Raw genomic sequence first — 19,835 nt, forward strand, 5'->3', positions numbered from 1 at the left:
TTGCTAACTAAGCTTTTGTTGTGCCATGGTTTGTATTTTATCAACCATGGCTTTAATACCATTACCACGTGATGCGCTTAAGTGGCTTATAAGGCCGAGCTTTTCAAATTCTTCATACGCATTTTTATTCACTACTTGCTCTGGTGTGAGGCCATTGTAAAGCGCTAAAATAATGGCTAATAATCCTTTTACTATACGTGTATCTGAGTCACCAATTACAACAAGTGTATTTTCTGTTAAATCAAATTCAACAAACATCCATACTTTGCTTTCACAGCCCGGTACAAGTGCATCATCAGTCTTCAAAACATCAGCTAAAACAGGTAAAGTTTTTCCTAAAAGCATTATCTCACGATATTTTTGCTGCCAAGCGGGCGCATTTTTTATAGATTCTGTGACTTTGTTAAACGTATTTGTCATGAGTTATCCTAATTAATTCTATTAAAGTGACGTTTAGTCCAGTAAAGCGATACATTTTTTAAGTGAATCAATGAATATATCTACATCTTCATAGGTATTATAAAAACAAAAGCTCGCTCTTAGCGTTCCATTAAGCCCTAAATGTGTCATTAATGGCTGTGTACAATGGTGTCCACTCCTTACTGCAACCCCGTACCCGTCAAGTAAAGTTGCCAAATCATAAGGATGTTCATCATTTAAGTTGAAGCAGAGTGTACCAATATTGTCAGATAGGTTGCTATATATTGTAATACCATCAACCTTTACCAATTTTTGAGCGGCATAACTAAACAATTTTTGCTCATATTGCTGAATTTTTGCGTGATCTAATTCATTTAAATAGTCTAATGCGGCACCAAAGCCTAAAACTCCAGAGATATTTGGTGTTCCAGTTTCAAATTTTGCAGGCGCAGGACGATAAGTACTGTGAGTTAAGTACACTTTATCGATCATTTCCCCACCTGATTGGTAAATATCAAGGGTATTTAATTGCTCATATCGACCATAAAGTACACCTAATCCTGTTGGGCCGAGCATTTTATGGCTTGAGCAGACATAAAAGTCACAGTTTAATTCACGTAAATCGGGTTTTAAATGCAGTGCACCTTGTGCACCATCGACTAAAACAAGAGAATTGACGTCTTTTGCAGCTCTAATTAGTGGTTTTAAATCGGTGATATTACCCAGTGTGTTAGATGCTTGTGTAATAGCTAATAGGGCTGGTTTTGTTTCTTTTATAAATTCACAGCATTCTTTGGTGTTCAGCGTGCCATTTTTATTTAGTGGAAGCGCTATTAATTTAGCACCCGTTTGTTGACTCACTATTTGCCAAGGCACTATGTTTGCATGATGCTCAAGCGGAGATATCATTATGGTATGACTTTCATTTAAGCGCTTTTTTAATCCGTTAGCGACCAAGTTAATGGCTTCTGTAGCACCTTTAGTCCATACAATCTCTTTACTAAATACATTGAAATACTGTGCAGTTTTATCCCGTACTTGTTCATATGAATAAGTTGCTTGCTCGCTAAGTGTATGGCGTCCACGGTGTACATTAGCGTTTTGAAACGTATAGAATTCAGTAATTGTATCTATAACTGATTGAGGCTTTTGTGAGGTTGCTGCTGAGTCTAAATAAACAAGCGGGCAGCCGTTTATTGTTTGATTTAATGTTGGGAAGTCGTTTCTAATTTTATTTATATCAAACTTTAAAGCAAGCATGGCTCATCTACATAGTGTTTTTAAGGCAGGAATTGTAATCGGTTTATGATAATTCTCAAGTGTTGTTAATAAAAAAGGCCGCAAAATGCGGCCTTTTTAAACTAACCAACGTTAATTAACGCTTGTCAGTTGATACGTAGTCACGTTGAGTGTAACCAGTATAAAGTTGACGAGGACGGCTGATCTTATGACCAGGTTGAGATAGCATCTCATCCCAGTGAGTGATCCAACCAACAGTACGTGCCATTGCAAAGATTACAGTGAACATGCTTGTTGGAATACCAATCGCTTTTAAGATAATACCAGAGTAGAAATCTACATTAGGGTATAGTTTTTTCTCTACAAAGTATGGGTCTTCAAGCGCAATTTGCTCAAGCTTCATAGCAATATCAAGAAGTGGATCTTGGATATTCAGCTCAGCTAAAACTTCGTGACACGTTTGACGCATTACTGTAGCGCGTGGGTCAAAGTTTTTGTAAACACGGTGTCCAAAGCCCATAAGGCGGAACGGGTCAGCTTTATCTTTAGCTTTAGCTACGTATTCATCGATACGGTCAACAGAGCCAATCTCTTCTAACATGTTTAAACATGCTTCATTAGCGCCGCCGTGAGCAGGGCCCCACAAAGATGCAATACCAGCTGCAATACATGCATACGGGTTAGCACCAGATGAACCAGCAAGACGAACTGTTGAAGTTGATGCATTTTGTTCATGATCTGCATGAAGCATAAAGATTTTATCCATCGCTTTTGCAGTTACTGGATTAACTTTATATTCTTCAGCAGGTACAGAGAACATCATGTGTAAGAAGTTTTCTGCGTAGCTTAAATCGTTACGTGGGTATACAAACGGTTGGCCGATATTTGTTTTATAAGCCATTGCCGCGATTGTTGGTAACTTAGCAACAAGCTTAACTGCGCTTGTTTTACGTTGTTCAGCATCAGTAATATCAAGGTCTTCATGATAGAAAGATGATAATGCACCTACTACGCCACAAAGCATTGCCATTGGGTGAGCGTCAAAGCGGAAACCTTGGAAAAAGTTAGCAATTTTCTCGTCAAGCATAGTGCTTGTAGTGATTTCATTCTTAAAAACTTCATATTGTTCTTTAGAAGGTAACTCACCATTTAAAAGTAAGTAACAAAGTTCAATGTAGTTTGAGTCTTCAGCTAATTGCTCAATTGGGTAACCACGGTGAAGTAGTACACCTTTACCACCATCAATATAGGTGATTGCAGATTCACAAGAACCAGTCGACATGAAACCTGGGTCATAAGTAAAGTGACCGTGTGAACCTAACGTACGTACGTCGATTACATCTTGGCCAGCAGTGCCTTGATAAATTGGAAGTTCGATTGGATCTAGTCCATCAATTTGGACTGTGGCTTTTTTATCTGCCATCGTTATGTATCTCCTATTAAGATATCTATTCTGATTTTTAGATTTTAAAGTTCTGAAATCTGTTTTAAGCACATCTTCTCATTTTAACGTGAAAGAGGGGGTTAAAGTCAATTTTTATAAACATTATGCATATATGTATAATAAATATTCGGTATTAATTAAATATAATACTATTGGCTAATTCGCAAACATCTCTAAATAAACAAGAATTGTAAAAAGCCCTGTGGGTATATATACTAACGGTGGTTTTAAACCGTATTGTATTTGGGTAAACATATTCTTAACAGCTTAAAATTTACAGGTTTGTGAACTTTAATTGTTTTGGTACGTTTATTTTGATAGTTCCATCAGTAATATTTGGTGGGTTTTTAGAAAAACAAGTAGATGAGCTCCACTGTGAGCAAAGATGGGCAAGTAACTGTGAAAAAGCAAAGACCTGTAAATCTAGATCTAACAACTATATCTATGCCGGCAACGGCTAAAGCTTCAATTTTTCACCGCGTCACCGGTGTTGCATTATTTTTTGCTTTAACGTTTGTCATTTGGGCTTGGTCTGAGTCTCTCTCTTCAGCTGAAAGTTTTGAATTCGTCAAGGGTCTGTTTAACGGATTCATTGCCAAATTTATAGCTTGGGGCACTGTTTCTGTATTAGGTTATCACCTTATTGGTGGTATCCGTCATATGATTATGGATATGGGACATTGGGAAGAACTTGAATCAGGTAACCTCAGCGCTAAAGTTTCAATGGCTCTTGGTGTTGTGTTTGCCGTATTGGCAGGGGTGTGGATATGGTTTTAAATCAAGCAACTCTAAAACGTGATGGTGTACAAGATTTCGTATCTTTACGTACCACGGCATTAATAATCAGCGCTTACGCGATTTTTATTATCGGCTATTTTTTAGCGACGCCAGAAGTCACTTTCGAAGCCTGGACAGGCCTCTTCTCTAACCTAGCAATGAAAGGGTTTACGTTAATTACCCTTGTTTGCATTATGGTTCATACCCGCATTGGCCTTTGGCAAGTTCTTACAGACTATGTTAAGTGCGCAAAGCTTCGTGCAGTTTTAGGTTTTGTATTAAACCTAATGGCCGTTGCTTACGTAGCTATTGGTCTAATCGTATTATGGGGTGTTTAAGTGAAATATTCTGTTCGTGAATTTGACGCCGTAGTAATTGGTGCAGGTGGTGCAGGTATGCGCGCTGCTTTAGCAATTACAGAATCTGGCAAAACGTGTGCATTAATATCTAAAGTATTTCCAACGCGCTCACACACTGTATCTGCTCAAGGCGGTATTACGGTTGCGCTTGGTAATTCACACGAAGATAACTGGGAATGGCATATGTACGATACCGTTAAAGGTTCCGATTTTATCGGTGACCAAGACGCTATTGAATACATGTGTCAAACTGGCCCAGAAGCTATTACCGAATTAGAAAACATGGGTTTACCATTTTCTCGTTTTGAAAATGGCCGTGTTTACCAACGTCCTTTCGGTGGTCAATCGAAAAACTTTGGTGGTGAACAAGCCGCACGTACTGCAGCAGCTGCTGACCGTACTGGTCATGCTTTATTACACCTTCTATATCAACAAAACGTTAAAAACAAAACAAATGTATTCTCTGAATGGTATGCACTTGATTTAGTTAAAAACGATAATGGTGATGTAGTAGGGTGTACTGCAATTGAGATTGAGACAGGTGAAGTTACCTTCTTCAAATCTAAAGCTGTTGTATTAGCTACTGGTGGTGCAGGTCGTATATTTGCATCAACCACTAATGCTCACATTAACACTGGTGACGGTGTTGGTATGGCAACACGTGCTGGTATTTCTATGCAAGACATGGAAATGTGGCAGTTCCATCCAACGGGTATCGCAGGTGCTGGTACGCTAGTAACTGAAGGTTGTCGTGGTGAAGGCGGTTATCTTTTAAATAAAGATGGCGAACGCTTCATGGAACGTTACGCACCAAACGCAAAAGACTTAGCGTCTCGCGACGTTGTTGCACGTTCAATGATGACTGAAATCCGTGAAGGTCGTGGTTGTGATGGTCCTTGGGGTCCACATCTTAAGTTAAAACTTGACCATTTGGGTGAAGAAACACTTAATTTACGTCTTCCAGGCGTATGTGACCTTGCTAAAACATTTGCTCACGTTGACCCTGCAAAAGAGCCAATTCCAGTAATTCCAACTTGTCATTATATGATGGGTGGTGTTCCTACTAATGTAAATGGACAAGCGCTACAAATCGATGCTCAAGGCAACGAAACAGTAGTTCAAGGTTTATTTGCAGTAGGTGAGATTGCATGTGTATCTGTACACGGTGCAAACCGCTTAGGTGGTAACTCATTACTTGATTTAGTTGTGTTTGGTCGTGCTGCGGGTAACTTCTTAGGTAAGTACCTAAATGACGTTGAAATATCTAAAGCTGCTTCAGAATCAGATTTAGAAGCGTCTCTTGCACGTTACAATCGTTGGGAAAATTCAACGGCTGGCCAAGGTGAAGATCCAGTTCAAATCAAAAAAGACCTACAACAATGTATGCAGCTTAACTTCTCGGTATTCCGTGAAGGTGACTCAATGGCTGCAGGTCTTCAAGAACTTAAAGAAATTCGCGAACGTCTGCAACATGCTCGTCTTGATGATAAATCATCAGACTTCAATACGCAGCGTATCGAATGTCTTGAACTAGATAACTTAATGGAAACAGCTTACTCGACTGCAGTAGCTGCAAACTTCCGTACAGAAAGCCGTGGTGCACATTCTCGCTTTGACTACCCAGATCGTGATGACGAAAACTGGTTATGTCACTCAGTATTCAATCCTGTAACGGATGAAATGAGTAAGCGTGATGTAAACTATGCGCCTAAAACGCGTGAAGCTTTCCCACCTAAAGCACGTGTTTACTAGGAGATAGACGATGGCACAAGTACAATTTTCAGTTTATCGTTATAATCCAGATGTTGACAACGCTCCTCGTATGCAAGAATACACCTTGCAAACAGAGGAAGGTCACGACATGATGGTGTTGGATGCACTTATTCTTCTAAAAGAACAAGATCCTACATTATCTTTCCGTCGTTCATGCCGTGAAGGTGTGTGTGGATCTGATGGTGTTAACATGAATGGTAAAAATGGTTTAGCATGTATTACTCCTTTATCTACGCTACAAAAAAATGGCAAAGGTAAAATCGTAGTACGTCCATTACCAGGTTTACCTGTGGTTCGTGACCTTGTTATTGACATGAGTCAGTTCTACACTCAGTACGAAAAAGTTAAACCTTATTTAATTAATGATCAGCCTGCAGCAGGCGAACGTCTTCAAACTATTGAAGAACGTGATAAATTAGATGGGCTTTATGAGTGTATTTTGTGTGCATGTTGTTCAACATCGTGTCCTTCGTTCTGGTGGAATCCAGACAAGTTCATTGGTCCAGCAGGCCTTCTTCATGCTTACCGTTTCTTGGCTGATAGCCGAGATACAGCAACTGAAGAACGTTTAGCGGATTTAGACGATGCGTTCAGTGTGTTCCGTTGTCACAGTATCATGAACTGTGTTAGCGTTTGTCCTAAGGGTCTTAATCCGACCAAAGCAATTGGACAAATCAAATCTATGTTACTAAACCGAGCGGTTTGATAGCTTAGTAAAGGTAAGATGGCTGATATTAAATTATATTAGCCATCTTGTTATAATAACTATTAATTTCTGCGCTAAAAAAAAGGGCTTATAAATGCACGAAGGTGTGATGAAGGCATGGCTAGAATCTTCACATTTAAACGGCGGCAACGTTGCTTATGTAGAAGAGCTTTATGAAGCGTATTTAGACGATGCGACTTCTGTGCCAGACGAATGGCGAGAAGTGTTTGAACAATTACCTAAAGTTGATGGTGTGGATGTTGAAGTAAAACATTCAGAGGTTCGAGCACAGTTTGCACAGCTTGCAAAAAACAAGCATAGAGAAGTAGTGGTAGCAGAGGGTAGTGGCGGTGACCTTAAACAGGTTAAAGTTCTACAACTTATTAATGCTTTCCGTTTTCGTGGACACCAAAATGCAAACCTAGATCCATTAGGTATTTGGCAACGAGAGCGTGTACGAGATTTAGAGCTAGAGTACCACGACCTATCTTCAAGTGATTTTGACCGCGAGTTTAACGTAGGGTCGTTTGCCGTAGGGCGCGATACTATGCCTTTAGGTGAACTATACCAAGCACTAAAAACTACATATTGTGGTTCAATTGGCGCTGAGTATATGCACATCACATCAACAGAGGAAAAGCGTTGGTTACAACAGCGTTTAGAATCTGTCCAGTCTAGGCCAAAATTCTCAAAAGATGAAAAGCTACGTATCCTAAAAGGTCTTACGGCTGCTGATGGTCTTGAAAAATATTTAGGGGCTAAGTTCCCAGGTGCTAAGCGTTTCTCACTCGAAGGTGGCGATGCGTTAGTTCCAATGCTAAAAGAGCTTATTCACCGCGCTGGTGAAAGCGGCCAACAAGAAGCTGTTATTGGTATGGCTCACCGTGGTCGTTTGAATGTTCTTGTGAATGTACTAGGTAAAAACCCATCAGAATTATTTGATGAGTTTGCCGGTAAACACAAAGAGACATTAAGTTCTGGCGATGTTAAATATCACATGGGTTACTCATCTGACTTTGCTACTAAAGGTGGCAACGTACATATGGCGCTTGCGTTTAACCCATCTCATCTTGAAATTGTAAATCCAGTAGTTATGGGCTCAGTTCGCGCTCGTCTTGATCGCTTAGGTGATAGCTCTGGTATTAAAGCTCTACCAATTACAATTCATGGTGACTCTGCAGTTACTGGTCAAGGTGTTGTACAAGAAACATTTAACTTGTCACAAACTAATGGCTTTAGCTGTGGTGGTAGTATACGCATTGTTGTAAATAACCAAGTAGGTTTTACAACGTCTAAACAAGATGATGTACGCTCAACTGTATATTGTACTGACATAGCTAAAATGGTTCAGTCACCAATATTTCATGTTAATTCTGATGATCCTGAAGCTGTTGCATTTGTTACACAGCTTGCACTTGATTTCAGAAACCAGTTTAAGCGCGACGTAGTTATCGATTTAGTGTGTTACCGTCGCCATGGTCACAATGAAGCTGATGAGCCTAATGCAACTCAGCCTGTCATGTACCAAAAAATTAAAAAACATCCAGTTCCACGTTTAATTTACGCTGATCAACTGATTGCAGAAGGCTCTTTCTCTGAACAAGAAGTTAAAGCTCTAGCAGATGATTACCGTAATGCATTAGATGAAGGCAACTGTGTTGTTTCAGAAATACAGCCAGAGACTTCGCATTCTTCAGATTGGGCTAAATATGTTGGCCACGAGTGGAATGTTGATTACGACGCGAGTGTTTCTGTTGAAAGACTAAAAGAACTGGGTGAAAAAATTGCAACTTACCCAGAGCAATATGTTGCTCAATCTCGTGTTAAAAAGATTTACGATGATCGTAAGTTAATGGCAAGTGGTGAAAAAGCGCTTGATTGGGGTATGGCAGAAACACTTGCTTATGCAACAATTGCGACAGAAGGCACTGACATTCGTTTAACTGGACAAGATTCTGGTCGTGGTACATTCTTCCATCGCCATGCTGTTGTTCATAGTCAAACTGATGGTGCTACGTACACTCCTTTAGAGCACCTAAGTAAAGACCAAGGTACTTTTCAAGTATTTGATTCGGTTTTATCTGAAGAAGCCGTTGTTGCTTTTGAGTATGGTTATGCAACAGCAGAGCCTACATCACTAATACTTTGGGAAGCGCAGTTCGGTGATTTCGCCAATGGTGCACAGGTTGTATTTGACCAATTCTTAAGTTCTGGTGAGCAAAAATGGGGCCGTTTATGTGGTCTTACAATTTTGTTACCGCATGGCTACGAAGGTCAAGGACCAGAGCATAGTTCAGCGCGTTTAGAGCGTTTCTTACAACTATGTGCTGATCACAACATGCAAGTGTGTGTTCCGTCTACTCCGGCACAAGTTTACGCTATGCTTCGTCGTCAATCAGTTCGACCACTTCGTCGTCCACTGATTGTAATGACACCTAAGTCGTTACTTCGTCACCCTCTTGCTACTTCATCACTTGAAGAGCTTTCACACGGTGTTTTCCATAATATGATCGATGAAATTGATGATATTAACCCGGAGAAAGTAGAACGTGTTGTATTTTGTAGTGGTAAAGTTTACTACGAACTATTACAAGAACGTCGTAAGCTTGAGCAAGATAATGTTGCAATTGTACGTGTTGAACAGCTATATCCGTTCCCGCACGATGAAATGAAAACAATTATAGAGCGCTACCAACACGTAACTGATTTTGTATGGTGTCAAGAAGAGCCACAAAACCAAGGTGCATGGTACTGTTCACAACATCACTTTATTGATGCAATCCCACAAGGTGCTAAATTAAAATATGCAGGACGTAAAGCATCTGCATCACCAGCGTGTGGTTACATGTCAGTACATACTAAAGAACAACAAGCGCTCGTTGCCGACGCGCTTACTATAGAAAATAAAGGATAAGCAATGAGCACAGAAATTAAAGTTCCTGTTCTTCCTGAGTCGGTTGCAGATGCTACCGTTGCTACATGGCATGTAAGTGTTGGCGACAAAGTAACTCGCGATCAAAACTTAGTAGACATTGAAACAGATAAAGTGGTTCTAGAAGTTGTTGCACAGCACGACGGTGTAATTACAGAGATATCACAAGAAGAAGGTGCAACCGTACTTGGCGATCAAGTTATGGGTTTACTTGGTGATGCTGATGCAGCGCCAGCAAGTGAAGGTTCAACTAAAGAAGAATCAGCACCAGCTAAATCAGAAGACGCGCCAGCGGCGCAATCAGCATCAGAAGGTAAAGAAGTGGATATTAAAGTACCTGTACTTCCAGAATCAGTTGCAGACGCAACAATTGCTACATGGCATGTACAACCAGGTGACGCTGTAACACGCGACCAAAACTTGGTAGATATTGAAACAGATAAAGTTGTTCTTGAAGTAGTAGCTCAAGAAGATGGCATCATGGGTGATATCATTCACGGAGAAGGTGATACTGTATTAGGCGAGCAAGTAATTGGTTCGGTTAAAGCAGGCGGTGCACCAGCGGCTCCAGCTGCAAAAGCAGACGCAGCGCCAGCAGATTCAAGCGAAAGCTCAGATGTGTTAACTCCATCAGTTCGTCGTTTAATCGCTGAAAAAGGCTTAGACGCTTCTAAAATTAAAGGCACGGGTAAAAATGGTCGTGTAACTAAAGAAGACGTTGATACTTTCTTAAAAGCACCAGCGCCAGCGGCTAAAAAAGCAGAAGCTTCTGCTCCAGCAGCACCGATGGGCGATCGTACACAAAAACGTGTACCTATGACTCGTTTACGTAAAACGATTGCGACACGTCTTCTTGAAGCTAAAAACTCAACTGCAATGTTAACAACATTCAACGAAGTGAACATGGGACCAATCATGAGCCTTCGTAAGCAGTATCAAGAAACGTTTGAAAAGCGTCATGGCATTCGTTTAGGTTTCATGTCTTTCTACGTGAAAGCGGTAACTGAAGCACTTAAACGTTTCCCTGATGTTAACGCATCAATTGATGGTGACGATATTGTTTACCATAACTATTTCGATATCAGCATTGCAGTATCTACTCCACGTGGTCTAGTTACTCCAGTACTTAAAGATTGTGACAAACTATCTGTTGCTGAAATCGAAAAAGGTATTCGTGAACTAGCACTTAAAGGTCGTGATGGTAAGCTAACGCTTGCTGATATGACGGGTGGTAATTTCACTATTACTAATGGTGGCGTATTTGGTTCATTGCTATCTACACCTATCATTAACTTGCCACAATCTTCGATTTTGGGTATGCATAAAATCCAAGATCGTCCTATGGCAGTAAATGGTAAAGTTGAAATACTTCCTATGATGTATTTAGCACTTTCTTATGACCACCGCATCATTGATGGTAAAGAATCTGTTGGTTTCTTAGTGACTATTAAAGAGTTACTTGAAGATCCAACTCGCTTATTGCTAGATGTTTAATCTAGTTGTATGAAATGTAAGCTGTGAATGAACATTCACAGCTTTTTTTTTGCGCCTTTGGTCGTACTGGGGTTTTCATGTTAAGCCTTGGGATCTATACTAGGTGCGCAATTTGGGATAGTTGTTTATTTGAAAAAATATTCAGCTCTTTTAGTATAAAAAATTGGATAAAGCATCATGAATTTGCATGAGTATCAGGCAAAACAACTTTTTGCCGAATATGGTTTACCCGTTTCTACAGGTTACGCTTGCGATACACCTGAAGAAGCTGCTGCAGCTGCTGAAAAAATTGGCGGCGATATGTGGGTTGTTAAAACTCAGGTTCACGCAGGTGGACGTGGTAAAGCTGGCGGTGTAAAGCTAGTTAAAACTATCGAAGAAGTAAAAGCGTTTGCAGCTAATTGGTTAGGTAAAAACCTAGTTACTTACCAAACAGACGAGAAAGGCCAGCCAGTAGCTAAAATTTTAGTAGAAAGCTGTACTGACATTGCTAACGAATTGTACCTAGGTGCAGTAGTTGACCGTGCATCTCGTAAAGTAGTTTTCATGGCGTCTACTGAAGGCGGCGTTGAAATTGAAACTGTTGCTGAAGAAACACCAGAGCTTATCCACAAAGCAGAGATCGACCCGTTAGTAGGTCCTCAAGCTTACCAAGCACGTGAACTAGGTTTCAAATTGGGTCTTAACCCAGTACAAATGAAACAGTTTGTTAAGATCTTTATGGGTCTTGGTAAAATGTTCACTGATTTTGATTTCGCACTACTTGAAATCAACCCGTTAGTAATTACAGATGAAGGCAACCTTCACTGTCTTGACGGCAAAATCGGTATTGATGGTAATGCACTTTACCGTCAACCTAAAATCCGTGAATTCCACGATCCATCTCAAGAAGATGCTCGTGAAGCACACGCAGCAAGCTTCGAGCTTAACTACGTTGCTCTAGACGGTAATGTTGGTTGTATGGTTAACGGTGCAGGCCTAGCAATGGGTACTATGGACATCGTAAACCTACACGGCGGCAAGCCGGCTAACTTCTTGGATGTTGGTGGCGGTGCTACTAAAGAACGTGTTTCTGAAGCATTCAAAATCATTCTTTCTGACGACAATGTTAAAGCTGTTTTAGTAAACATCTTTGGCGGCATCGTTCGTTGTGACATGATTGCTGAAGGCATCATTGGCGCAGTTAAAGAAGTTGGCGTAACCGTACCAGTAGTTGTACGTTTAGAAGGTACTAATGCTGAATTAGGTCGTGAAGTTCTTAAGAACTCTGGTCTAGATATCATTGCTGCTGAATCACTAACAGACGCTGCTGAAAAAGTTGTTGCTGCTGCGGAGGGCAAATAATGTCTGTATTAATCAATAAAGATACAAAAGTTATCTGTCAAGGTTTCACTGGTGGCCAAGGTACTTTCCACTCAGAGCAAGCGCTTGAGTACGGTACACAAATGGTTGGTGGTGTTAGCCCAGGTAAAGGCGGTCAAACGCACCTTGGTCTTCCTGTATTCAACACAGTTCGTGATGCTGTAAAAGAAACTGGCGCAACTGCTTCAGTTATCTACGTACCAGCTCCTTTCTGTAAAGATGCAATCTTAGAAGCTATCGATGCTGGCATCGAGCTAATAGTTTGTATTACTGAAGGTATCCCTACACTTGATATGGTTGATGTTAAAATTAAACTAGATCAAACAGGTACTCGTATGATCGGTCCTAACTGCCCAGGTGTTATTACTCCAGGTCAGACTAAGATTGGTATCATGCCTGGTCATATCCACAAACCTGGTAAAGTAGGTATTGTTTCTCGCTCTGGTACTTTAACGTACGAAGCAGTTAAGCAAACTACTGATGCTGGTTTTGGTCAGTCTACGTGTGTTGGTATTGGTGGTGATCCAATTCCAGGTACTAACTTTATCGACGTTCTAGAAATGTTCGAAAAAGATCCACAAACTGAAGCAATCGTAATGATTGGTGAAATTGGTGGTACTGCAGAAGAAGAAGCTGCAGAGTACATCAAAGCTCACGTAACTAAACCTGTAGTATCTTACATTGCTGGTGTTACTGCACCAGAAGGTAAGCGTATGGGTCACGCTGGCGCAATCATTGCCGGCGGTAAAGGTACTGCTGATGAGAAATTTGCTGCATTAGAAGCTGCGGGCGTAAAAACTGTACGTTCACTTGCTGATATCGGTAAAGCACTTAAAGAGAAAACAGGCTGGTAATCGCTTGTTTCCTTTGAAAAGGCCCGCACATGCGGGCCTTTTTGTTATTAGATGAAAATTTAGAACGGGTAACTAATATGCTGGAAAAAACGTACAGATAAGTCTTGGCGTTGTTTATTTATAGCCAGCTCATTACACAGAGTATAGATTGTTTTTTCTACTTGGTTCATAAATCGACCGTAGCCCATTTCATGTTTATCCTGCTGCGTTGCTACTACTACAAAATGCAGCGTTTCTACTAATTTACTTGCTTCAGAAAAGTGCTTAATTTGATTTTCATTAGATTCAATATCAAAACTTAACTTTTGAAGTTCATCATTGCCTTCACTCTTATCTATTTTACTATTGCGTATAATAGGCGTTGCGCCGTTAGCAACCATAGCGCCATGGTTTAAGTTGTTATTTTGACACGCACGTATAAATGCATATGCAAAGTAGTCATAAAATTTAGCATAGTCGTTTGTGTTCATTAGTGTTTGAAACTGCGTTTTAATTGCGCGCGAAACCGGTATAGTAAAAGTGGCGTAAGTCATCTCTGCATAATCATTGGGTATGCTGCATTGTCTTGATTGGTAGCGAGGGTAGAGACTTCTTAATTTGTAACCATAGCTTTCCTTGTTGCCTTTTTCTTTAGCAAATAGGTCATACGTTAAGTGTTGATGGTCGCGTAGTTTAAACTGGGGCTGATTTATTAAGAGTTGTCCTTGTAAAGTGTCTAACACTTTTTGAACTTTATTATGAAATTCTGCAGAGTTGGCTCGCAAATCATCGCCTGTTGCTAAAAATAGAATGCGTATTTTTTTACTCGGTGTACCTTCAGTGTAATAAATCTTATGCGCTTCGTGATAACGGGGATTATAAAAAAAGAGCATTTGTTTATCTGTTTCTAATTGATAAGACTCATCATTAAATCTTACAACGGGTAGTTTATCATTCGCTAATAAGTGCACATTATAAAGCTCGTACTCATCACAAGAAGCAAACAGCTGGCGTGCAATACGTTCATAGCAGCAATTTATATCACTAAAGCTTTTATAAAAATCCTGATTAGGGGTTATTTCAGCTAAAAGGTAGTGGTTAGCGCGTGCATTAGTTGGAATATATACACGATGTTGATTAAGTGTCGCCATCTTTAAATCCTTATAATGTAGGTTATTTACCTACTATAAACTGTTTAGATGACTTAAATATTGCGTTAAAACAAATTTTATTCATAAACAATGGTTCAGCTGAATTAAAGTTAAGCAATATCAAAAATAAACCTTAATCTAGTGCTGTATGTTAGTGTATGTTTTTGTAATAATGCATTAGTTTTGTTATTACGTAATATTTAGAGGACTACACTCCTATGGCGGAAATTGAGAATCGCCCAAGTAACTTTATTAGAACCCGAATTGATGAAGACTTAGCAAGTAAAAAGCATGCAACAACGCATACACGTTTTCCACCTGAACCAAATGGCTTTTTGCATATTGGTCATGCCAAATCAATTTGTTTAAATTTTGGCATCGCAAAAGATTATAACGGTTTATGTAACTTACGTTTTGACGATACAAACCCAGAAAAAGAAGACATTAACTACGTTAATTCTATAAAAGAAGACGTACAGTGGTTAGGTTTTAACTGGGATGGCGATATAAAGTATTCTTCTAACTATTTTGATACTTTATATGGTTACGCTGTTGAGCTTATAAATAAAGGCTTAGCGTACGTTTGCTTTTTAACAGCGGATGAAGCACGCCAATACCGTGGTACATTGAAAGAGCCAGGTAAAAATAGCCCGTACAGAGATACATCCGTTGAAGAAAACCTAGCGTTATTTGAAAAAATGCGTGCTGGCGAATTCAAAGAAGGCGAATGTGTCCTGCGTGCTAAAATTGATATGGCAAGCTCATTTATGGTGCTTCGCGATCCAATTATTTATCGCGTACGTTTTGCTCATCATCATCAAACAGCAGACAAGTGGTGCATTTACCCAATGTATGACTTCACGCACTGTATTTCTGATGCACTCGAAGGTATTACACATTCATTATGTACACTCGAATTTCAAGATAACCGTCGTTTGTACGACTGGGTACTTGATAACATTAGTTTAGAGTGTCACCCACAGCAAATTGAGTTTTCACGTTTAAATCTTGAATACACAATTATGTCTAAGCGTAAGCTAAGCGATTTAGTGGTAAATAACCATGTAGAAGGGTGGGATGACCCACGTATGCCTACAATTGCAGGCCTGCGTCGCCGTGGTTATACACCAGGTTCAATCCGTGAGTTTTGTTTGCGTATTGGTGTAACAAAACAAGAGAATATGGTTGAAATGGGTATGCTTGAAGCATGTATCCGTGAAGATCTAAACGAAAATGCACCACGTGCAATGGCCGTACTCGATCCTGTTAAAGTTGTTATTGAAAACTACGATGCAGACAATGTTGAGGTTTTATCTGTGGCTAACCACCCAAATAAAGAAGAAATGGGTCGTCGTGATGTACCGTTTACTCGTGAAATCTATATAGAACGAGAAGACTTTAAAGAAGAAGCGAATAACAAGTTTAAACGTTTAGTGCTTGATAAAGAAGTACGCTTACGTGGTGCTTATGTTATTAAAGCACAGCGTGTTGAAAAAGACGAAAATGGTGAAATCACAACTATCTTCTGTACTTACGATACTGAAACACTTGGTAAAAATCCAAGTGATGGACGTAAAGTAAAAGGTGTTATTCACTGGGTTTCAGCACCAGAGTCTATTACGGCAGAAGTTCGTTTATACGATCGTTTGTTTAGTGTTCCAAACCCAGCAGCCGCTGATGAGTTTGAAACAACATTAAATCCAGAGTCACTGGTTGTTTTATCAAACGCTAAATTAGAGCCATCGCTTGCTAATTCACAAGCAGATCAGGGCTTTCAGTTTGAGCGTACGGGTTATTTCTCTCGTGATTCTAAATCAGAGAATGTTGTATTTAATCAAACAGTGGGTCTTCGCGATTCATGGTCTAAAACTCAATAAATAATATCTAAATATCTCCAGTATTTACTGGGGATATTCATTACAAGCGTATTTTAGACACAAAAAAACCTGCACTTAGCAGGTTTTTTATTGCTTTTTAAAAGCGGTATTAGCTGTTAGCGTCGCTAAATTCTTTACACGCTGCTTTATCATTACACTCACCGTATAAATATAAAGAATGGTTTGTAAGTGTAATACCATTTTCTTCAGAAATTTCAAGTTGACGACGTTCAATCATCTCATCTTCAAACTCTACAACTTTGCCACACTTCAAACATACTAAATGATCGTGGTGTGTGCTTCCTGAAAGTTCAAATACTGATTTGCCACCTTCAAAGTGATGACGGCTTACAATACCCGCATCATCAAATTGGTTAAGTACGCGGTATACAGTTGCAAGACCAATTTCTTCACCTAGATCCAAAAGAATTTTGTAAACATCTTCAGCACTGATGTGTTGGTTATCTGGAGATTGTAAAATCTCTAATATTTTAATACGCGGTAAAGTTACTTTTAAACCGGCTTTTTTAAGTTCCAAGTTATGATCAGTCATTAAATCTGTCTCAATTTTATTTGGTTATACTAGACATCTTGCAAAGATGTACACGACACATTAGCAACAAACAGGATAACGTGCCTAAGCGTTAAGTGCAAAGAACAATTGATTTATATTGCCACTAAAGCTTAAAACGCTAACTGTTTGATAATTATTTAAACAGCTAGCGATATATGCAGTAAATTAGTCAGCTAATTCACTTAAACACATCTCTTCATATACTTGAGCAGACCATGCTTTAACACGTTGTTCTGTAAGCTCTGGTTGACGGTCTTCGTCGATACCCAAACCTACAAAATGCTTATCATCAGCCATGCCTTTAGATGCTTCAAAGTCATAGCTTTCGCTCGGCCAATGACCAACAACAATAGCGCCACGCTCAGTAACGATATCGTTGATCATGCCCATCGCATCTAAAAAGTACTCAGCGTAATCTTCTTGGTCTCCACAACCAAAAATAGCAACAAGTTTACCTTCAAAGTCTACTTCTTCAAGTTCTGGAAAAAAGTCATCCCAGTCACATTGTGCTTCACCGTAGTACCAAGTAGGGATACCGAATAAGATTAAATCAAATTCAGCAATCTCTTCTTTAGAGCTTTTTGCAATATCATGAACAGCCACTAGCTTCTTACCCAATTCTTTTTGGATCATTTTTGCTACGTGTTCTGTGTTACCTGTGTCACTTCCGAAAAAAATGCCTACACTTGCCATGGATTTAAAACCTTTTATGTATCAATAGCCAATCTTTCTTGTAAAATCGTTTCAATCAGCGCACTGCGGCTAATATTTTGTGCATCTGCCATATCACTCAATGCTTGATATAACTGCGATGAAACTTTAAATTCAACACGCTTTAAGCCACGTGCTTTATCTCTTTTTATTTGATTACGTTTATTTACCTTTAACTGCATATCCCGTGAAAGGGGATTGGTTTTAGGTCTGCCTGGGCGTTTTTCGTATTCAAATAAATCGAGTGTAGTTCTATCTGTTTCTGACTTCGCCATGCTTAACCTACACCTGCGCCTTGCCAAAATACTTGAATAAGACCTTTAGCAATAAAGCCTGAACAACCTAAAAAGAGCACACCCCAGACAATGTATTGTCCGAACTTAGGCACATTGCCACTTTTTAGTACGTCTTTAATTGCCATGCCGATGAATATGAAAATACCGGCTAAGCCAAAATACAACCCTAGGGTATCAAATTCGTTAATTAACTGACTGACCATCAACGTATAACCTTTAAATTAAACGGCGCGTACTATAGCATATAATTATTCATATATTTAGTGCGCAAAATCAAAAACACGCGATTAAAATTGCTTTAAACCGCAGTTAAAAAGTCGTTTATCGCTTTATTTACGGCAAGTGGCTTTTGAGCATGAAGCCAATGGCCTGCGCCATGAATTATTTTAGCCTTGGTATTTTTAAAGCGAGCTTTAATTGCAGTACGATGCTCGGGCAAAATATAGTCAGAATCATTACCTTTAATGAAAAGAGTATCGCATAAACAAGAATTGTTTTCATTAACATTGGATGTAATTGTAGAATATTTTTCGTCAAGCACATTTAAATTAAATCGCCATGCAAAATGACCTTCCTCATTTTTAGCGAGGCTTTTAAGTAGAAACTGTCGAACTCCCAGCTCTTCTATGTAAGGCTGCATTAGAGCATCAGCTTGTTTTCTATCGTCAATTGATTGTGCTGAAACCGCTTTTAATGCCTGTAATATTTTTGTGTGCCGAGCAGGGTAACTAACAGGTGCTATATCAAGTACAACAAGCTTATTTACAAGTTCAGGATGTGTAAGCGCTAATTCCATTGCCACTTTACCACCCATAGAGTGCCCAACTAAATGTGCTTTATCTATGTTCAAATGTGCTAATAACTCAACAATATCTTGTGCCATTGCTGGGTAGTTCATTTCATCACTATGAGGAGAAAGCCCGTGGTTACGTAAATCAACGTTAATAACAGTAAAGTGTTCACTTAATGGTTTTGCTATTACATTTAGGTTTTCTAATGATCCAAAAAGCCCATGTATCAAAATAACATTAGGACCTTGCCCTTGTTGCTTGTAATTTAACTGCATACCCGCCTCCTGAAAATTTCGCCATAGTTTGCCGAGCATTGCTCTAAAAAGCAAAAAATACAGCGACTATTTATTAAATTGGGCTTTTGTTTGTTAAATCAACAACAATGAGGTAAATATTAATATGTTTACGGGAGTGCTTGTTGTAACTCGCATTTCTGATTGGTTTGGGTATAATCACACGGGAGAAAAAAATGTGACCCGTAATGACAGGAAGAACATGAAACAAATCGACATAGACGACGAGTTATATCAATATATTGCTAGCAATACGCAAAGTATTGGTGAAAGTGCATCCACTATTTTACGTCGTTTATTAAATCTGAGCGGCGAAAAAATTCAAACCGCAAACGTAGAACTAACTCAAAATAATCAAACTGCGACTACGTCTACCGCCACATTAAAAAGCTCAGAGCCATCTGCTGCTGAGACTTCAAAAAAACAAACGCCTGTAGCTCACGCACCCGTGAAGCAAAAAAGCGATAATGTTTTTAATGTATTAAATAAAGAAGAGCTGGCAATGCAAAAAGGTGTTGTTGGACGCTTTTTGTTTATTTTAAGTGCATTTTACCGCACACATAAAACTGATTTTTCTGCGGTATTAGACATAAAAGGGCGTGACCGTGTTTACTTTGCTACTAGTAAAGAAGCTTTAGTAAATAGCGGTAGTAGTATGAATCCTAAAAACATAACCGATAGTGAATATTGGGTTATGACTAATTCTAATACAACGCGTAAAAAAATGATGCTTCATGAAGTTGCTCTTTGCCTTGGATATAGTGCAGAGCAAGCTGAAAAAATTCGCGATTACCTGTAAGGAA

At 39.4% G+C, this 19,835-nt stretch carries 19 protein-coding genes; 10 read left to right on the forward strand and 9 right to left on the reverse strand.

The annotated features are described in order from the left end of the window. Nucleotides 1-3: 3 nt before the first annotated feature. The 3 genes from I6F54_RS07560 to I6F54_RS07570 all read right to left on the reverse strand — a co-directional run bounded on the left by I6F54_RS07560 (nucleotide 4) and on the right by I6F54_RS07570 (nucleotide 3,082). Nucleotides 4-420, reverse strand: coding sequence for a SufE family protein (locus I6F54_RS07560; protein WP_007586879.1), 417 nt, complete (start codon nucleotides 418-420; stop codon nucleotides 4-6). Nucleotides 421-453: 33 nt separating this feature from the next. Beyond that, the gene (locus I6F54_RS07565) at nucleotides 454-1,680 is read right to left on the reverse strand and encodes a SufS family cysteine desulfurase (protein ID WP_165727882.1); all 1,227 of its coding nucleotides are present in this window, start codon (nucleotides 1,678-1,680) and stop codon (nucleotides 454-456) included. Between the two features lie 115 nt (nucleotides 1,681-1,795). After that, a complete protein-coding gene (locus tag I6F54_RS07570; RefSeq protein ID WP_007586875.1) occupies nucleotides 1,796-3,082 on the reverse strand; it encodes a citrate synthase in 1,287 nt (428 codons plus the stop codon). A 420-nt stretch (nucleotides 3,083-3,502) separates the two neighbouring features. On the opposite strand from I6F54_RS07570, the gene sdhC reads away from it, so the two are divergent. The 8 genes from sdhC (at nucleotide 3,503) to sucD (ending at nucleotide 13,360) form a co-directional block, all read left to right on the forward strand. Further along, nucleotides 3,503-3,880 carry a succinate dehydrogenase, cytochrome b556 subunit gene (gene sdhC, locus I6F54_RS07575; RefSeq protein WP_076914908.1) on the forward strand — a complete coding sequence of 126 codons (378 nt, stop codon included), beginning with the start codon at nucleotides 3,503-3,505 and terminating at the stop codon, nucleotides 3,878-3,880. Further along, the gene (sdhD, locus tag I6F54_RS07580) at nucleotides 3,871-4,218 is read left to right on the forward strand and encodes a succinate dehydrogenase, hydrophobic membrane anchor protein (protein WP_007586873.1); all 348 of its coding nucleotides are present in this window, start codon (nucleotides 3,871-3,873) and stop codon (nucleotides 4,216-4,218) included. The genes sdhC and sdhD overlap by 10 nt, the downstream gene beginning before the upstream one ends. Beyond that, entirely contained in the window at nucleotides 4,219-5,991 is a 1,773-nt protein-coding gene (sdhA, locus tag I6F54_RS07585; RefSeq protein WP_007375750.1) for a succinate dehydrogenase flavoprotein subunit, read from the forward strand. A 10-nt stretch (nucleotides 5,992-6,001) separates the two neighbouring features. After that, complete coding sequence (locus I6F54_RS07590) at nucleotides 6,002-6,718, forward strand: succinate dehydrogenase iron-sulfur subunit (RefSeq protein ID WP_007375751.1); 717 nt, start codon at nucleotides 6,002-6,004, stop codon at nucleotides 6,716-6,718. Nucleotides 6,719-6,812: 94 nt separating this feature from the next. Then, a complete protein-coding gene (gene sucA, locus I6F54_RS07595; protein WP_165727883.1) occupies nucleotides 6,813-9,632 on the forward strand; it encodes a 2-oxoglutarate dehydrogenase E1 component in 2,820 nt (939 codons plus the stop codon). Nucleotides 9,633-9,635: 3 nt separating this feature from the next. Beyond that, nucleotides 9,636-11,144 (forward strand): 2-oxoglutarate dehydrogenase complex dihydrolipoyllysine-residue succinyltransferase, encoded by a 1,509-nt coding sequence (odhB, locus tag I6F54_RS07600; RefSeq protein ID WP_165741166.1) that lies wholly within the window; start codon nucleotides 9,636-9,638, stop codon nucleotides 11,142-11,144. A gap of 177 nt (nucleotides 11,145-11,321) precedes the next feature. Beyond that, nucleotides 11,322-12,488, forward strand: a complete 1,167-nt coding sequence (sucC, locus tag I6F54_RS07605) for an ADP-forming succinate--CoA ligase subunit beta (protein WP_007586870.1) — start codon at nucleotides 11,322-11,324, stop codon at nucleotides 12,486-12,488. After that, complete coding sequence (gene sucD / locus I6F54_RS07610) at nucleotides 12,488-13,360, forward strand: succinate--CoA ligase subunit alpha (RefSeq protein WP_010552674.1); 873 nt, start codon at nucleotides 12,488-12,490, stop codon at nucleotides 13,358-13,360. Before sucC ends, sucD begins: the two co-directional genes overlap by 1 nt. Before the next feature lie 59 nt (nucleotides 13,361-13,419). On the opposite strand, the gene I6F54_RS07615 is transcribed toward sucD, so the two are convergent. Beyond that, entirely contained in the window at nucleotides 13,420-14,490 is a 1,071-nt protein-coding gene (locus I6F54_RS07615; RefSeq protein ID WP_165741149.1) for a DUF3083 family protein, read from the reverse strand. A 218-nt stretch (nucleotides 14,491-14,708) separates the two neighbouring features. Here I6F54_RS07615 and glnS point away from each other — a divergent pair, with 218 nt between their 5' ends. After that, nucleotides 14,709-16,367, forward strand: coding sequence for a glutamine--tRNA ligase (gene glnS / locus I6F54_RS07620; protein ID WP_197140593.1), 1,659 nt, complete (start codon nucleotides 14,709-14,711; stop codon nucleotides 16,365-16,367). A 109-nt stretch (nucleotides 16,368-16,476) separates the two neighbouring features. Here glnS and fur read toward each other — a convergent pair whose 3' ends face one another. The 5 genes from fur to I6F54_RS07645 form a co-directional block, all read right to left on the reverse strand. Next, nucleotides 16,477-16,920 carry a ferric iron uptake transcriptional regulator gene (gene fur, locus I6F54_RS07625; RefSeq protein WP_007586857.1) on the reverse strand — a complete coding sequence of 148 codons (444 nt, stop codon included), beginning with the start codon at nucleotides 16,918-16,920 and terminating at the stop codon, nucleotides 16,477-16,479. Nucleotides 16,921-17,106: 186 nt separating this feature from the next. After that, nucleotides 17,107-17,634: a flavodoxin FldA gene (gene fldA / locus I6F54_RS07630; protein WP_007586856.1), complete on the reverse strand. Its 528-nt coding sequence runs from the start codon at nucleotides 17,632-17,634 to the stop codon at nucleotides 17,107-17,109. 14 nt (nucleotides 17,635-17,648) lie between these two features. Further along, nucleotides 17,649-17,927: a LexA regulated protein gene (gene ybfE, locus I6F54_RS07635; RefSeq protein ID WP_002962928.1), complete on the reverse strand. Its 279-nt coding sequence runs from the start codon at nucleotides 17,925-17,927 to the stop codon at nucleotides 17,649-17,651. Nucleotides 17,928-17,929: 2 nt separating this feature from the next. Beyond that, nucleotides 17,930-18,151 carry a DUF2788 domain-containing protein gene (locus I6F54_RS07640; RefSeq protein ID WP_002962930.1) on the reverse strand — a complete coding sequence of 74 codons (222 nt, stop codon included), beginning with the start codon at nucleotides 18,149-18,151 and terminating at the stop codon, nucleotides 17,930-17,932. A gap of 95 nt (nucleotides 18,152-18,246) precedes the next feature. After that, the gene (locus tag I6F54_RS07645) at nucleotides 18,247-19,014 is read right to left on the reverse strand and encodes an alpha/beta fold hydrolase (RefSeq protein WP_007586854.1); all 768 of its coding nucleotides are present in this window, start codon (nucleotides 19,012-19,014) and stop codon (nucleotides 18,247-18,249) included. A 220-nt stretch (nucleotides 19,015-19,234) separates the two neighbouring features. On the opposite strand from I6F54_RS07645, the gene seqA reads away from it, so the two are divergent. After that, nucleotides 19,235-19,831 (forward strand): replication initiation negative regulator SeqA, encoded by a 597-nt coding sequence (gene seqA / locus I6F54_RS07650; protein WP_024589204.1) that lies wholly within the window; start codon nucleotides 19,235-19,237, stop codon nucleotides 19,829-19,831. The last annotated feature ends 4 nt before the right edge of the window (nucleotides 19,832-19,835 follow it).

The organism is Pseudoalteromonas sp. SWXJZ10B (genome assembly GCF_015864475.1).
Taxonomy (GTDB): domain Bacteria; phylum Pseudomonadota; class Gammaproteobacteria; order Enterobacterales; family Alteromonadaceae; genus Pseudoalteromonas; species Pseudoalteromonas arctica.

Coding starts and splice junctions, on each gene's coding strand:
- I6F54_RS07570 (WP_007586875.1), bottom strand. CDS start 3,082: ATGGCAGATAAAAAAGCCACAGTCCAAATTGATGGACTAGATCCAATC.
- glnS (WP_197140593.1), top strand. CDS start 14,709: ATGGCGGAAATTGAGAATCGCCCAAGTAACTTTATTAGAACCCGAATT.
- seqA (WP_024589204.1), top strand. CDS start 19,235: ATGAAACAAATCGACATAGACGACGAGTTATATCAATATATTGCTAGC.
- sucC (WP_007586870.1), top strand. CDS start 11,322: ATGAATTTGCATGAGTATCAGGCAAAACAACTTTTTGCCGAATATGGT.
- sucD (WP_010552674.1), top strand. CDS start 12,488: ATGTCTGTATTAATCAATAAAGATACAAAAGTTATCTGTCAAGGTTTC.
- I6F54_RS07645 (WP_007586854.1), bottom strand. CDS start 19,014: ATGCAGTTAAATTACAAGCAACAAGGGCAAGGTCCTAATGTTATTTTG.
- fur (WP_007586857.1), bottom strand. CDS start 16,920: ATGACTGATCATAACTTGGAACTTAAAAAAGCCGGTTTAAAAGTAACT.
- I6F54_RS07640 (WP_002962930.1), bottom strand. CDS start 18,151: ATGGTCAGTCAGTTAATTAACGAATTTGATACCCTAGGGTTGTATTTT.
- I6F54_RS07560 (WP_007586879.1), bottom strand. CDS start 420: ATGACAAATACGTTTAACAAAGTCACAGAATCTATAAAAAATGCGCCC.
- sucA (WP_165727883.1), top strand. CDS start 6,813: ATGCACGAAGGTGTGATGAAGGCATGGCTAGAATCTTCACATTTAAAC.
- sdhD (WP_007586873.1), top strand. CDS start 3,871: ATGGTTTTAAATCAAGCAACTCTAAAACGTGATGGTGTACAAGATTTC.
- I6F54_RS07590 (WP_007375751.1), top strand. CDS start 6,002: ATGGCACAAGTACAATTTTCAGTTTATCGTTATAATCCAGATGTTGAC.
- I6F54_RS07565 (WP_165727882.1), bottom strand. CDS start 1,680: ATGCTTGCTTTAAAGTTTGATATAAATAAAATTAGAAACGACTTCCCA.
- I6F54_RS07615 (WP_165741149.1), bottom strand. CDS start 14,490: ATGGCGACACTTAATCAACATCGTGTATATATTCCAACTAATGCACGC.
- ybfE (WP_002962928.1), bottom strand. CDS start 17,927: ATGGCGAAGTCAGAAACAGATAGAACTACACTCGATTTATTTGAATAC.
- fldA (WP_007586856.1), bottom strand. CDS start 17,634: ATGGCAAGTGTAGGCATTTTTTTCGGAAGTGACACAGGTAACACAGAA.
- odhB (WP_165741166.1), top strand. CDS start 9,636: ATGAGCACAGAAATTAAAGTTCCTGTTCTTCCTGAGTCGGTTGCAGAT.